The sequence below is a fragment of the Streptomyces sp. NPDC048664 genome, from assembly GCF_040650555.1.
Taxonomy (GTDB): domain Bacteria; phylum Actinomycetota; class Actinomycetes; order Streptomycetales; family Streptomycetaceae; genus Streptomyces.
This window is the reverse complement of sequence record NZ_JBEZHK010000018.1, coordinates 102,460-116,147: the sequence shown is the minus strand read 5'-3', so window position 1 is coordinate 116,147 and position 13,688 is coordinate 102,460. Positions and strand designations below refer to the sequence as shown.

The following is a 13,688-nucleotide window of genomic DNA, read 5'->3' as shown; positions in this document are numbered from 1 at the left end:
CACATCACCGCATCGGTACCGATCACGAGGACACACCCATGCGCGCCACCCCGGCCGACCCCGCACACCGCATCGACGCGCTCCTGCTGGAGCGCTGGGATCGCGACCCCGCGCTCGTGGCGCTCAGGTGCGGCGAAACCGTGCTCACCATGGGCGAGTTGAAGGACCGGGTGCTGCGTACCGCCGCCGCGCTGCGGGCGCGCGGCGTGGGCGCCGGAGACCGTGTCGTGGTCTACCGGGAGCAGTCGGTGGAGTTCCTCGTGGCGCTGCTCGGCGTGGTGTTCGCCGGTGCCGCCCACGCGGCACTGGACGTCGAGGAGCCGCCGCGACGGACGCTCAGGACCGTGGACGACTGCGCTCCCAAGGCGGTGCTGACCAGTTCCGCGCTGCGCGACCGCTTCTCGGACCTGCGGCCCGGGGTGGCCGTCCTCACGGACGAGGACTGCGCACGGCACGACCACGACCACGACCATGGCCACGGTGCCGAGGTGGCCGCGGGCTCGGCCGACGACCCGGCCGTCGTCATCCACACCTCCGGCTCCACCGGCCGCCCCAAGGCATCACTGATCAGCCACCGCGCCCTCGTCTCCCGGTTGCTCTCCCTGCAGAGCACGCACCGCATGGACGAACACGACCGGATGATCCATCACACGGCCTGTGGCTTCGACATGTTCCTCGTCGAGACCTACTGGCCGATGCTGGCCGGTGCCACGGTCGTCCTCCCGGAGCGGGGCCGCCGGCGCGACGTGGACCATCTCGCGGCGCTGATCCGGGACCACCGGGTCACCACGTTCTCCTGCGCCGTGTCCCTGCTCGACCTCTTCCTGCTGGCAGGAGACCCGGCGGAGCGCTACGACGGGCTCCGCCAGGTCCTCACCGGGGGCGAGCAGCTCGGCCCGGACCTGGTCGCACGCTTCCACGCGCGTTCCTCCGCCTCGCTCACCAACCTGTACGGCCCCAGCGAGTGCACCATCTACTGCACGGCCTGGGTCTGCCCGCGCGACCCCGACCCGGACACGGTGCTCATCGGTTCGGCCGTCGAGGACACCGAGCTGTGGGTCCTGGACGAGAGCGGATCCCCGGTGCCGGAGGGGGAGCCCGGTGAGCTGTGGATCGGCGGCGCCGGCCTGGCCCTCGGCTATCTGAACCGTCCCGAACTCACCGCCGAGCGCTTCGTCAGGTCACCCGCGGTGCGCCCCGGCGGCCGCCTCTACCGCTCGGGCGACCTGGTGCGGGCCCGGCCCGGCGGCAACCTGGAGTTCCTGGGCCGCGCCGACCACCAGGTGAAGATCCGGGGCGTCCGGGTCGAACTCGGCGAGATCGAGGTCACCGCCTCCCGCGTCCCCGGGGTCCGGCGGGCGGTGGTCGTGGCGCACGGCGCGGGCAGGGACCGGCAGCTCGCCGCGTACCTCGTCGCGGAGCCGGGCACCCGGCCGCAGGAGCTGGTCTCCACCGTGCGGGAGGCGCTGCGCGCCTGGCTTCCCCGCTCCCTGGTGCCCACCGCCATCGAGGTGGCCGACGCGCTGCCCCTGACGGAGGGCGGCAAGCTGGATCGCCGACTGCTGGAGGACTGGGCCGCCAAGCGAGCGGCGGAACCGGCCGTCGAACGCCCGGAGCGCGCCGCCGGCCCCGCGGATCTGGACGGCGTGGTCGCCCAGGTGTGGCGCGAGGTGCTCGCCGTGCCGGCCGTCGCCGCCGCCGACGACTTCTTCGACCTGGGCGGCACCTCCTTCCACGTCCTCCGTGTCGTGGAGGAGCTGCGCGCCCGGCTGGGACTGCGGATCCCGTTGGCCGCCCTGCTGCTGGAGCCGACCGCGGCCGCCTTCGCCGCCGAGCTGCGCCGCATCGGGGACCAGGCCCCCGGGGCCGACCCGTTTCCGTATATGCCGGACAACGCGACGCACTCGTACTAGAGTTCTAGTGCATTGACGGGGGAGAGGAACCCATGTCCGTTCGACTAGATCAGTCCACACCCACGCACCACAGGCCGCCGCGCCGACGGAGGAACCTCCTGCTCGCCGGCCTGACCGGCATGCTCCTGCTCGGATCGGTCCTCGGCTCCGGACCGGCCGACGCCGCCCCTGCCAAGAGCCGGAGCCAGAGTCAGAGCCGGAGCCAGAGTCAGAGCCGGAGCCAGGCCCACGGTCGGAGCGACACCGAGGTCTCCACCACGGCGACGGGAAGCGACGCCCTTCCGTTCGACCTGCCGGGCACCGACGTGCTGCGCGACAGCTCGCACCTGGTCTTCGCCCACTACTTCACGCCGTATCCGCTCTCTCTCGACAACAAGCCCTCCGAGAGCGACTACTACACCCGCAACTACCTCAACCCGCAGGGCGAGAACGGCAAGCACGCGGCCTACGGCGGACTGCTGCGCGACCGGCCCCTGCCCGTCACGCCGTCCACCGGCGACTACCAACTCGCCAATCTGGAACAGGAGGTGAGGACCGCGCGGGACGCCGGCATCGACGGATTCACCGTCGACCTCCTGTCCCTGACCGGTACCAACCGCCAGCGGGTCGACCTGCTGCTGCGTGCCGCACAGGCCGTCGACCCGGGCTTCCGCATCGTGCTGATGCCGGACATGACGTCCCTGCACACCGACGCGAACACGCTCGCCGACCAACTGGCCGAGCTGGCCGCGTCCCCCTCCGCCTACCGGCTGGCCGACAAGCGCCTCGTCGTCTCCCCGTTCAAGGCCGAGGCCCAGACCCCCGACTGGTGGTCGCAGGTCATCGCGCGGCTGCGCACCCACGACATCGACACCGCGCTCGTCCCGGTCTTCCTCAACTTCCGTTCCAACGCCGACAGGTTCGCCCCGATCAGCTACGCGTTCTCCTCCTGGGGCAATCGGAGCTACGCCACGCAGGGCAACGTGACCGGCGACATCGCGCTCGCCCACTCCAAGGGCAAGAAGTGGATGCAGGCCGTCTCCGTGCAGGACGAGCGGCCCGACCAGTCCGTCTACGACGAGGCGGGCAACACCGAAACCCTGCGCTCCACGTGGAACCACGCCATCTCCGACGGCGCGGACTGGGTGCAACTCACCACCTGGAACGACTACTCGGAGGGCACGCAGTTCGCCCCGTCGCTGCACAACGGCTACGCGTACCTGGACATCTCCGCGTACTACCTCACCCGGTTCAAGACCGGCGGCTGGCCGGACATCGTCCGTGACACCGCCTACGTCACCCACCGCGTCCAGTTCGCCCACATCGACAGCGCCGAACAGCAGCCCCAGTTGATGCTGCCGAGGCCGGGCACCGCGACCCCGCGGGACCAGGTGGAGGTGCTCACCTTCCTGACCGGGCCCGCCTCGGTCTCGGCCACGGTGGGGACCACGCCCCACGGCTACACCGCCGACGCCGGCGTGCACGCCGAGGACCTGCCGCTGGCCACCGGCCTCACCGAGGCCACGGTCAGCCGAGGGAGCGACCCCGTCGCCACCGTGAGGACCGTCTACCCCGTGCAGAGCACCGTCAAGGTGCAGGACATGCAGTACTACGCGGTCTCCAGCCGCCGTTGACAGCCCCCCGCCGTACCCCGTCCGCCCTCGGTCTCCCGGGGCCGGACGGAGTACGGCGGCAGGGCGCGGCACGCGCGCCGCGCGCCTGAGGTGGGGTCAGATGTTGCGGAACTCATAGACGAAGCTTCTGACCTGCGCAAATGACCCCTCTCGAAGATCATCTTGCACGGTTGTTGCACAAGCCGAACGGAGCAGGACTCACGCGGCTCTGGCGTAGGCGCTCCGGACCGCGATGCGGACCTTGGAACCGGCTCCCACGACCCGGTGCACGTACTTACGCAGGGTGAACGCGGGATCGGCGTGTCCGAGTCGGTCCGCGAGCGTGTACACGTCTACACCGCCGCTGATCATCATCGACGCGTACAGGTGTCGGAGCGCGTGCATCATCACGTCGCGGGACTTCTCCCAACGTCGTCCCTTCGCGTCGGATTCAAGGGGCTTGATGAGGCCGGCCGACGCCAGGGCGGGCTTCCAGCGGTAGGAGTTGAACCAATTCGACTGAATGGCGGTCTTCTCCCGGGTGTAAAAGATCAGCCGCACCGTGACCGGGTCGCCGCCTTTGCTGCCCCACGGTCGGGTCACCTCGACCGGCGGGTGCTTCTGCATGTGCTCGCGCAGGGGGATGGCTACGTCGTCGGTCAGCTCAACCCACCGGTCCTTCGGGTCCTCGTTGTCTCCGCCCTTGGGGAGGGCGTATACGAGGAACGAGCCGTCGTGGACTACCTGCCGTTGCACGTGGACCATGGCGCCGTCCGGATGTGCCCAGTCGATATCTTCTGGTGACAGGCCGAATATCTCTCCTTGCCGAAGACCCAGGCCGCGACCACAGTCGACGAGCGCTTTGTAGCGGTCGGGAAGTTCGGCACGGATCTTCTCGGTGTCCTCCCATGTCAGGGTCAGCTCTGCCCGACCGCCACCTCCTCGCTTCGGCTTGGCGTCCTGCACCGATTTGGCGAGGCACGGATTTTTGTGTATAAGGCTGTCGTCCACGGCCAGGTCAAAGACGGCCCGAAGGTTGTCGAAGACCAGGCGCAGTGTGGAACTTTCGAGCAGCCTGCGACGGTCGTGCAGCCAGTCCAGCAAAGATGAGGCGTTCACGTCCTTTACGCACATCTTCCCCACTGCGGTAGGGACGACGTGCAGGAGAATTCGCTCCTTGTGGCGTCGGTAAGTTCGTGGATTCTTGTGTTCGTGCCCCTTGAGCCACGTAATGGCGAGCTCACCGACCCTGACCTCTCCGGCGCGAGGGTTGATATATGAACCGTCGTCCACTCCGGACCGCATCTTGGTCTCATGCCTGCGGGCTTCGACCTCGGTGCGGAAGAGCTCGGTCTGCTGGACATCTTCCCGGTTACGCCATCGGGCCTGCCACCGCTTCCCCGTCCCGTGATCCCTGGTCGGGACTTTGCCGTGTTCCTTGCAGGTCGACTCCCCGTCTTTCGGGCGCGACTTGTGCCAGCGGTCGTACGGCATCAACTAACTCCTAGTTTTCAATGGGCCTTTGAGTCTATTTGTGGACTCTCTTGAATCAGGGTCATCGTCGACGGCGAGATCGTGTGCCCGTTCATCGCGCCCTAAGTGAATTGGATGTTGATCCAGGCGAGCCGAAGATGTCAAATGCATTCTTGGGGTCTTCGCGACAAAGGGTGCAGAATGGTGGAGAAGATTTCACCTAGGTGAATGCTCGCTGAGGGTTCGACGAGCCCTCGTCGAACCCTCAGCGAGCATTCACCAGTGTCCTTCGATAGTTCGCAAGAGTCGCAGGCGTTTCGTCGAGAGGCCCTCTGTTTGGTCCGGCCGGAATTTAGTGCAAACGTTCCACGTGCCACCACGGCGGAATATCGCTCACGTGGTTCTTTCCTGCCCGCTTCGAACCGTACTGGAGTGCCCATGCGTCGAACCAATGCCCATGCGGAAGAAGCCGCCAGTGGCGCGGGGGACCGTTGCCCCTTGGCGAGCGCGGAGGAGCTGGCCGATTTCCTGGGCGTACCTCTGAATACGGTCTACATATGGAATCACCGACACCAGGGTCCGCGAGCCCACAAGGTCGGCCGCTATTTGCGCTACCGCTGGTCGGAGGTAGAGGCATGGCTGGAAGCTCAAGCGGTGAATCGCGCGACCTGATCGGCCAAGATCGAGGCTAGCAGTCAAACTGCGGGGCGGCGCAGAACTGACCCAGAACGGAGACGCCGTGACGGACCTCCCCGAAGAGGGCCAGCCCATCGAGGCCGTATCGACGGTGTACAGCGGCACCACCTTCCGTTCTCGGCTCGAAGCCGACTGAGCCCGCACCCTCGACACCCAAAGCATCCTCTGGCAGTACGAGCCCGAGCGAATAACCCTGCCGTCAGGGGCGCATTACCTGCCGGACTTCTGGCTGCCCGAGATCGGGACATGGCTTGAGGTCAAGGGACCAGCCACCCCCCCCGAAAGGAGAAGGCCGTCGAGCTGGGCAGGGCGCGCGCCTGCCGCTGCGACGGCCCCTGCGCCTGCGCGTGGCCCGGTGGCGAGATGGTCCTCCTTGGCTGGGTCGCGGAACGCACCCACGGCGGCATCACGGTGGCTCGCAGCCGGTCAGGCTACGCCAGTTGGGCCGCCGCTCACGGGCCCAGCGCGTACTTCGCGTTGTGCCCCTGGTGCGGGCTCAGGCAGTGGATCACCCTGCGCCGGCCGTGGAAGTGCCGCGCCTATCGCCGCAGTCTGGAAAGCGAGGAGCTATACCAGCCCCACGACCGTGTACTGCCTTTCGGGAGCGGCTCGGGGTGGTCGCCTGCGGACATGGTGGCCATCCGCAGGGAGATCGCCGAACAGAAAGCTGAGGCAGAGGCCGCCGACTCGGAGGACTCTTTCTGGGAGGCCTCGTACGAAGAGTGAGGGCGCGGGCGCGTAGTGCTCGCCCACTCGCGGGTGAAGGTCCACCCTCGGTCGGCACCGACTGGGCACCGTGCGGCTGCCGCAAGGCGGCTGCACTTCGACGGCTCTCCATAGGCGGTCGGCCGGGGCCGCTGAACTCTACAGGTCTGGAACAGATCCGCGCGCCCGGCGCTTTCACCACATGGCGGCCTGAACACTGCGGGCCGCCTCCGCCGAAGGAGGCTCCTCATCCGCGTCTACCGCCGCCACCCCTACGCCGTCCTGGTCGACGCCGTCACCCTTCTCAACAAGGAGCTCAGCCCCACCGCCCGCCTTACATACGCCGTCCTCGCCGCAGTCCAACAGGTCGACGAGGGCAGCGACACCTTCGACCTGGACCACGTTGCACATGTTGTGGGCCTGACCGACTCGGACGCTTTGCTACCAGTCCTTGCTGAACTCACCGCGGTCGGTGCAATCGACAAGCGTGAGCACCACGGCCTGGGTCTCCTCCTCTCCGTGAACCTCGAGGCGATACCTCCAGCCAACCAGCAACCGTGCGTGCCTTGCGACGACTGCGGCCAGTGCTCGTGCGGTGGCCTGAGAGGGGTTTGTCAGGCCTGCTCAGAGGTCCGGGCGTCACGTGTGCCCGAGGCGGAGAACACCAACGAGATGGACTCCCGGTGGGTCTATGCCGTGTCCACCGAATCCGACCCGAAGTCCATAAAAATCGGTGTAGCCGCGAACATCCAGAAGCGCCTGAAGCAGCTCCAGATCGGGTCAGCGTCTCCTATAGTGCTGCGCTGGCAGTCGCCGGGCGGATTTCCATTGGAGAGCCACCTCCACGAGAAGTTCACCCGGCTGCGGATCGCAGGGGAGTGGTTCAACTTCCAGCGCACCGCAGATCCAGTGAAGGCCATCAACAAGGCGGCGCAGACCTTCCTCCAGCAGTACGATGCCACCTACTAACCTCGATCTTGCGTGAGGGTCCGTCGACGGAGTTGGCGGGCTTTTCCGCTTTCCGGGGCGGGTGGTGAGCAGGCCGGTGACCCGACTGTCGCGTCAGGTGGGCGCCGGGTTCCACTGCCCGGGGTCGGGTGGTGCTGTCATCGGGACGGGAAGTCTGCTGGTCAGCCCGGGCTGGGCAGGAGGGCAAGCCGCTCGAGGGCGCCTGTGATCTCACCTGCCCAAGGCCAGTGTTGGGTGAGGCGGAGGATCCTGCGCCGGCCGGTGGTGACGAGCTGGGCGGCCGCGGAGAACAGGCGGAACCGCAGCCGGCGGGGTTCCCAGAGCCGGGCTTGGCCGGTCAGGGCGAGCATGGGCATCCAGGCCAGCAGGTCGAGTGCGATCTGCATGATCTCCAGCCAAACCTTGTTCTGCGCGGTGTGGTGCAGGGGCAGGTTGCGCAGGCCGGTGGACCGGGCGGCGCGGATCCGGTCCTCCGCCCTGGCCCGCAGCCTGTGACGGAGCTCCAGCTCGGCGATCGGCCGGCCGCTGGTATTGGTGGCGAAGCATGTGATCCGCATGCCGTCCGCGTCCGTGATCCTCAACTGGGCGCCGGGATGGGGTCGTTCCTTTCGGACGATCAGCCGCATGCCGCTGGGCCAGCCCTCCAGCAGCTTGCCCGTCAGCTCGGCAACCCAGGCTCCGTCGCGGACCTGGCCGTTGGCCTCGACGGCTGGTGTCCAGGCCAGGCCCGGGATCTTCAGCACATGCTGGTGGATCGCCTCGGTGATCACCATACCGACCGAGTAGGTCAGCCAGCGGCCTCGCTTCGCGAGCCAGGACACGAAGTCGTGGGTGCCGCCGGCAGAGTCCGTGCGGATCAGCGTCCGCCGTCCTCGCCGGTACTTCTTCGGCAGTTGAGCCAGGGCCAGTTGGGCGGTGGTGATGTGGTCGGCGGCTGTGTTCGAGCCCGCGTTGCCCGGTCGGAGGAGGGCGGCGACGGGCTCTCCGGTTCCGCCAGGACCGTGGTCGACGAAAGCCGTCAGGGGGTGATGGCCGTAGGTCCTCTTCCAGGTCGGGGCCGCGTCCTGCTTGTCGGAGTGTGCGATCACGAGGACGCCGTCGAGGTCGACCGTGACCTGCCCGTCGGTGTCCGGGGCGTTCTTGCCCGCCAGCGACCAGACCCGGCTGCGGACTTCGGCTCGTGCGTACCGGATGGCCTGCAGGGCCTTCTCGCCGGAGGCAGCGAGGGTGTCGATCAGACGGGAGACGGTCGGGTCGGAGGCGACCGGGCCGAAGACGGCCGGCTCACAGCGCAGTATCGCGACGTCCGCGAGGCAGTCCCCGCCCAGCGCGACCGCCAGAGCAAGGTCCAGAAGGACCTTCCCAGGATCGTGGACGGCCCGCAGCTTTCGCCACGGAGCCAGAGCTTCGGATATGGCCTGGCCAAGGCCGGTCTTGCGAACTGTTTCGACGAGCAGGACCGCACCGGCCTGCGAAACCACCCGCCGACCGTCTCCCCGGACACGGACACGCGGGTACGACGAGATAGGCTCTCTCACCTGGAAAGTGCTCTTTTCCTTGCAGTCAACAGGACCCTCAGCAAGTCCTATCGTTGCAGGTCAAGGGCACTTTCCGTGTTTCTGATCAAAACCTGGACAGCCCACCTCGTGAAAGCGCGAGGCTAGTCGCGCGCGATCAACCGGCGCCCGTCCTACGGGTGACCAACCCGACGCGCGCCGGACACGACCATGACCGTACCCATACACGCAGCAGGGCACGACATCTATAGGAGCTGGAGCGTTTCTGCCAGGGTGAGGGCATCGGGTTCGATGATGTCCCATGCGCTCACCGATTGCGGATCGATGTCGTGCAGCGCGTGACGGGGCATATGAGCTATCAGTGCTGCTTCACCCTCTCCAGAGCGTGACCACGAAGGCGATGAGGTGGCCCCAAATGAGGCCGGGGAGGATGATCACCAGTAGAACCGAGAGGAAGAGTGTCAGTAGAAGCGGCGTGACCCACGAGTACGAGGTGTACGTGCTCTGCGTGGCGCTCTTCTCACGCATGTAGGGCATCGGGGCGATCTTCTCACGCATGCAGGGCGTCGTCCGCCAAAGAGCCTCGCCATTCCTGGATCCGACCCAGCTCACATTCCCCATGCGTTCATGCTCTGAAAGAAGTTCGTCCAGAGCTTCATCACCGAGACCAGTGGCCCTCTTTATCTCTTTGAAGGTAGAGGGATGGAGAGCAGCGCGCAGTACGCCGGAATCCTGGTTCCCCATGGTGGCCTCACTTCGGTTCCACTGTCCCCTGTGTCGGTACTGACCTCTACCTGCACGGCGCCCCCCGTACGGTAGCTCGTGATCTGTCCACGATAGAGAACATACGATCAATCTGCGCATCAGCATAGACAAATCCTGTGATCTCACCGAGGTCCTACCGACGCGTCCGGACCACCGCCGGGGTCAAGTTGGACCGATGACGCTTGGCTGCCACTGTGGTACCAGCGTATCTTCGCCACCGTCCGCGGGGCCGGGCGCAGAAATAAGTGATCATTCACGGCACAAGCTGAGCGACCGCAGCCTATTTGCTACCCCGTCGAAGTGCCTTGGAGACGGCGTGCCTGTACGGCACGCACCAAGATCAGAAGGGTGGCTGCTGCTGCGCCGCCGCATACGGTCAGCACGACCGTTGAGGCCACGCGGCTGTCCGGTGGCGGTGGCAGCACGATGATGTTGAGAACCGCACCTACAGGAACGACGAGAGCCGCAAGAATTCCTGCCGGCGGGCGTCGAATGACCGCGCCCATCGCGCCCAGCGGCAGCCCCAACAGCAGGCTACGCGCCCACCAGAACAACACCTGGACCCAGTAGAAGTCTCCTCCAACCAGCAGATTTATGCCGTAGAAGACAATTGTGGCAGCAGTGAGTGCGACAAATCCGGCCAGTGCCCCCACGAGCAGGCCAGTCCTCGGGCGGATGCCTGCACTCACCATCCAGCCCACGCCGACTGCCGTCGCAGCCCAGGCCCACCCGGCATCCGTGAGCAGACTGACAAACTCTGCCATCTGCGACCAGACGCTTCGGTCTGCCCGCGCTTTGCCTATCTCGCCAAGCAGGAGCGGCACGTTGTCGGTGAAGGCGGCTATGGCGCCCAACGCCACGCCGGCAAACAGGGTGACCGCTAGCCACCGCGTCCATCGTTTTTTTATTTCAATCATCCTAGTGTCTCGTGCTTCTGTTCGTGTCACCTGAAGCTCTTCAGCTCCTTGGCCGGCCTGTGGCTCTCTCTCCTCGAACAAGCCGCACGGCTTGTGGCTGCGGACAGGCATGTGAAGACAGATGTGGCTCCGTGAGCTCGCGTTGCGTTGTGGGCTGGTGAGCGCTGCCGTTGCAAGGAGAGGGCCGAACTCTCGGGGTGTCCGTGCGGAAGGTCACCGCGCCGAGACCGGTAATAGGAGTACTGCCTCCGACTCATCGCAGCCAACGTAAGGAAGCTCTCAACAACTAAGCGAACTGACAGAATCCGGACCAAGAGACATTACAAGATTGTCTCCGCCAATAACATCCTTGCCGAGCGAGAGCGTGGAGTCGCAGCCTTTCTCAACGAGTTTGCTGTGCGTAGCGATGATGACGGCACATCCCGCTTCGGCCATTTTACGCAGGTGAGCGATCACCATTGCCGAGTTTTCCTCGTCCAAGGCCCCCGTCGGCTCGTCTGCCAAGACGACAGCAGGCTCCTTGACAAGGAGTCGAGCCAACGCGAGACGTTGCTGTTCGCCGCCGCTCAGCTGGAACACCATCTCATTGCCGCGCCCACCAAGCCCCACGTCGTGGAGCGCAGCCTCAAAAATATCGCGTTTGAGAAATCGCCCGGGTCGCCCCCCTACCGCGACGGCCAGGTTATGGTACATATTTGCATTCTCTATGAGGGCATAGTTCTGGAAGAGATACCCCACCTTGTCTCGCCGAAAGCGGCGACGCGCTCCCGCCCGAGACTTGGTAACATCCTTGCCATCAATGAAAATCTCACCGTGGTCGACCTCTTCCAGGAGTCCTAGGCAATTGAGAAGCGTGGACTTTCCGCAGCCGCTTGGCCCGGTGAGCGCAAGCATCTCACCCTTCTGCACAGTGAAGGATGCGTTTTCCCATAGAGTGCGTTGACCGAAAGACTTCGTGACGTTTTTGACGCGAATCATTTTCACCTTCCTGTACTCAGGAAATACTCGCCGAGTGTGCCTTGATGAACTTGAGGTTCGTCTTCCTGAGCGTGAGCACGACAAGCGCCAGGCTTGCCAGTGCGATGCCGATCGCCATGAACGGCCCCCAGTAATTGACGAGTAGTTCACCAGCCGGCGGTGGCGGCGCTCCCGGCAGCTTGTGTCTGTCGTCTGCGGTCGCTGCGGCGTTCCACGTCCAAAGCACCAGGGCCGTACCCAGCACCGACTCAGTCGCAAGGATTTTCCAATGGGTTAGCGCGAACCTCCATCCGGAAATGTATTTGGCGAAAAGCGCCTGGAGATTGCGTCGGCAATAGACTATGGATACTCCCAAAGCAGTGATCAGGAGTACCAGGATCCCCGCCAGTAGACTGAGCATCTGGACGGCGAACTCGCGTTGCGCATCACGATACTGGATAGCGGCATCCTGGGCGAATGGGCTCAGGCCGAGCACGTAGTCGGCGGCGCCGGCCTGCCGCAGGCCGCTCATGGCGCGAACCGGGTCTTCGACGAGAATTCCGCCCTGGCTTGCGATGGTTACATAATTATCGTCGGAAACTATCCGCGTCTTGGCGGGGGTGACGATTACGACCGGATCCTCAAGCGTCAAATCTTCGCCACTCGCCGAATGCCCATAATAGGCCAGAGACTGATTGTTTCTGGTATATTGAATATGAATGTCTGGCATTTTCCCGCCAGAGGCATCGCGAATTGAAGCCCGTACCCAATCCGTCACCGACGCCCTGATTCTCGTGGACTCGCCCGAGTGTCGTTGCGGAATCAGTACCTGTACTGCATCAATTTCCTGAGGTTGCACAACGGAGTCGTGGGCGCTGTAGACCTTTGTCTTTGCCAGGTACCGGTTATTGACGAGAAGTGTCCTGTCTATTACGCCTGGGAGGTCTTCCGGAAAGGAAAGGGAGACTTCGTCGCGGGCGTCAGCAGATCGAATCCATCTAGCGATTCGCTCTTCTGCCCGCTGGCCTTCCTTTTGGCCTTCAATCGTGTCGCTGAGTCGCAGATAATAGGCGTTACCTAGGTTGGTCCAAGCGAGATACTTGTCGTGCTGTTCTTTCATGGTCAGTCCGCTGGCGATCGCCGACGTACAGATAGAGAGAAGCAATAGAAGACCCCAGCACCTCAGTATGTAACTCCCGACAACTGCCCAGGTGGCGTTGATTTCTCCCTTGATCGCTGCAAGAAGCGGGCTGCGGTACAGGACCAGCAAGGCGGCAACATGGGCTACCAGAAGTGCGAGCACATAGAAGCTCAAGAACACGACTGACACCCGCACATACAGGCCAAATTGATGAAGTCCGTTGTACCAATACAACGCTGCTGCGGCTGCTGCGCCGACTACAATGCTGGCGGGTGTCAAGAATGCGAATATCTGAGTGAGGTCTTGCTGGATGATCCGAAGGAACGCTCGACCTTGAAGACGCTGAATGGCGTAAGATTTGGCGTTGAGGGCGACTGCGGACGTCACTGCAACGATCGCCATTAGGCCCAAAATCAGCAGGCACTGCAACGTGGAGCTTCCGCCGAGGTATTGCACAGCCTTTTTCATAGAGAGGGCGGGTTCAATTTCCCCTCGGTAGCCAAGCGTCCCGAACTTATCGCGCAGTTCGTCGGCAGTCTTCTCCGATCCGTAGACCAGGTACAGGCCCTCGGGTTCAATGCCGGAGATCTCCTGATAGGGACGAAGCTCCAGCTTCGCATCACGGCTGAAATACGGATACCTACGTGTCAGCCACTGTGTCGACTCTGCGCTCGGATCCCCGACGGCGAGATAGACCCTACGGATGGTATCGTCGAGCGGATCGTAATAGAGGCGCCCGATGTTAACATGATTCTTTCGCGAGAATTCCTTTACCATTTCGGCGACGCGCGGGGCTCCTGCCGCATTGTCGGCTTTACTCAAAGACACCGAGTAAGAAGCACCCGGTACCGTTGCCTCATCCAAGTTTCTCAAGACAATGAAGGCCATTGCGGCCGACGCAATCATCACGACCGCGTACGCGAACTTGATTCCCTTATGCAACATGCGTTCTATTCTGTCCCCTCCGCCGGGACTGCGCTACTGGCATGCACCTGACAGGTATGGGGGACAGCAGAAAAGCTGTCCCCCATACCTGTCTTCTC

11 protein-coding genes are annotated in these 13,688 nt (G+C 64.5%); 4 read left to right on the top strand and 7 right to left on the bottom strand.

Translation table 11 applies throughout. The features are described 5' to 3' along the window. The first annotated feature begins 38 nt into the window (after positions 1 to 38). Both AB0C59_RS20685 and AB0C59_RS20680 read left to right on the top strand, forming a co-directional pair. Complete coding sequence (locus AB0C59_RS20685) at positions 39 to 1,913, top strand: non-ribosomal peptide synthetase (protein WP_363006559.1); 1,875 nt, start codon at positions 39 to 41, stop codon at positions 1,911 to 1,913. A gap of 32 nt (positions 1,914 to 1,945) precedes the next feature. Beyond that, positions 1,946 to 3,526 (top strand): glycoside hydrolase family 71 protein, encoded by a 1,581-nt coding sequence (locus AB0C59_RS20680; protein ID WP_363006557.1) that lies wholly within the window; start codon positions 1,946 to 1,948, stop codon positions 3,524 to 3,526. A gap of 198 nt (positions 3,527 to 3,724) precedes the next feature. Here AB0C59_RS20680 and AB0C59_RS20675 read toward each other — a convergent pair whose 3' ends face one another. Further along, the gene (locus AB0C59_RS20675) at positions 3,725 to 4,999 is read right to left on the bottom strand and encodes a tyrosine-type recombinase/integrase (RefSeq protein WP_363006555.1); all 1,275 of its coding nucleotides are present in this window, start codon (positions 4,997 to 4,999) and stop codon (positions 3,725 to 3,727) included. Positions 5,000 to 5,206: 207 nt separating this feature from the next. On the opposite strand from AB0C59_RS20675, the gene AB0C59_RS20670 reads away from it, so the two are divergent. Further along, positions 5,207 to 5,650: a helix-turn-helix domain-containing protein gene (locus AB0C59_RS20670; protein WP_363006553.1), complete on the top strand. Its 444-nt coding sequence runs from the start codon at positions 5,207 to 5,209 to the stop codon at positions 5,648 to 5,650. 924 nt (positions 5,651 to 6,574) lie between these two features. On the opposite strand, the gene AB0C59_RS20665 is transcribed toward AB0C59_RS20670, so the two are convergent. Beyond that, positions 6,575 to 6,781 (bottom strand): hypothetical protein, encoded by a 207-nt coding sequence (locus tag AB0C59_RS20665; protein WP_363006551.1) that lies wholly within the window; start codon positions 6,779 to 6,781, stop codon positions 6,575 to 6,577. A gap of 243 nt (positions 6,782 to 7,024) precedes the next feature. On the opposite strand from AB0C59_RS20665, the gene AB0C59_RS20660 reads away from it, so the two are divergent. Further along, positions 7,025 to 7,348, top strand: a complete 324-nt coding sequence (locus AB0C59_RS20660; protein WP_363006549.1) for a GIY-YIG nuclease family protein — start codon at positions 7,025 to 7,027, stop codon at positions 7,346 to 7,348. A 161-nt stretch (positions 7,349 to 7,509) separates the two neighbouring features. Here AB0C59_RS20660 and AB0C59_RS20655 read toward each other — a convergent pair whose 3' ends face one another. The 5 genes from AB0C59_RS20655 to AB0C59_RS20635 all read right to left on the bottom strand — a co-directional run bounded on the left by AB0C59_RS20655 (position 7,510) and on the right by AB0C59_RS20635 (position 13,590). Further along, positions 7,510 to 8,886 carry an IS1380 family transposase gene (locus AB0C59_RS20655; protein ID WP_363006547.1) on the bottom strand — a complete coding sequence of 459 codons (1,377 nt, stop codon included), beginning with the start codon at positions 8,884 to 8,886 and terminating at the stop codon, positions 7,510 to 7,512. Positions 8,887 to 9,234: 348 nt separating this feature from the next. After that, positions 9,235 to 9,609 carry a hypothetical protein gene (locus AB0C59_RS20650; protein WP_363006545.1) on the bottom strand — a complete coding sequence of 125 codons (375 nt, stop codon included), beginning with the start codon at positions 9,607 to 9,609 and terminating at the stop codon, positions 9,235 to 9,237. Positions 9,610 to 9,917: 308 nt separating this feature from the next. Then, positions 9,918 to 10,547 (bottom strand): hypothetical protein, encoded by a 630-nt coding sequence (locus AB0C59_RS20645; protein WP_363006543.1) that lies wholly within the window; start codon positions 10,545 to 10,547, stop codon positions 9,918 to 9,920. Positions 10,548 to 10,826: 279 nt separating this feature from the next. Next, a complete protein-coding gene (locus AB0C59_RS20640) occupies positions 10,827 to 11,525 on the bottom strand; it encodes an ATP-binding cassette domain-containing protein (RefSeq protein ID WP_363006541.1) in 699 nt (232 codons plus the stop codon). 16 nt (positions 11,526 to 11,541) lie between these two features. Beyond that, positions 11,542 to 13,590, bottom strand: a complete 2,049-nt coding sequence (locus AB0C59_RS20635) for a hypothetical protein (protein ID WP_363006539.1) — start codon at positions 13,588 to 13,590, stop codon at positions 11,542 to 11,544. Positions 13,591 to 13,688: the final 98 nt, after the last annotated feature.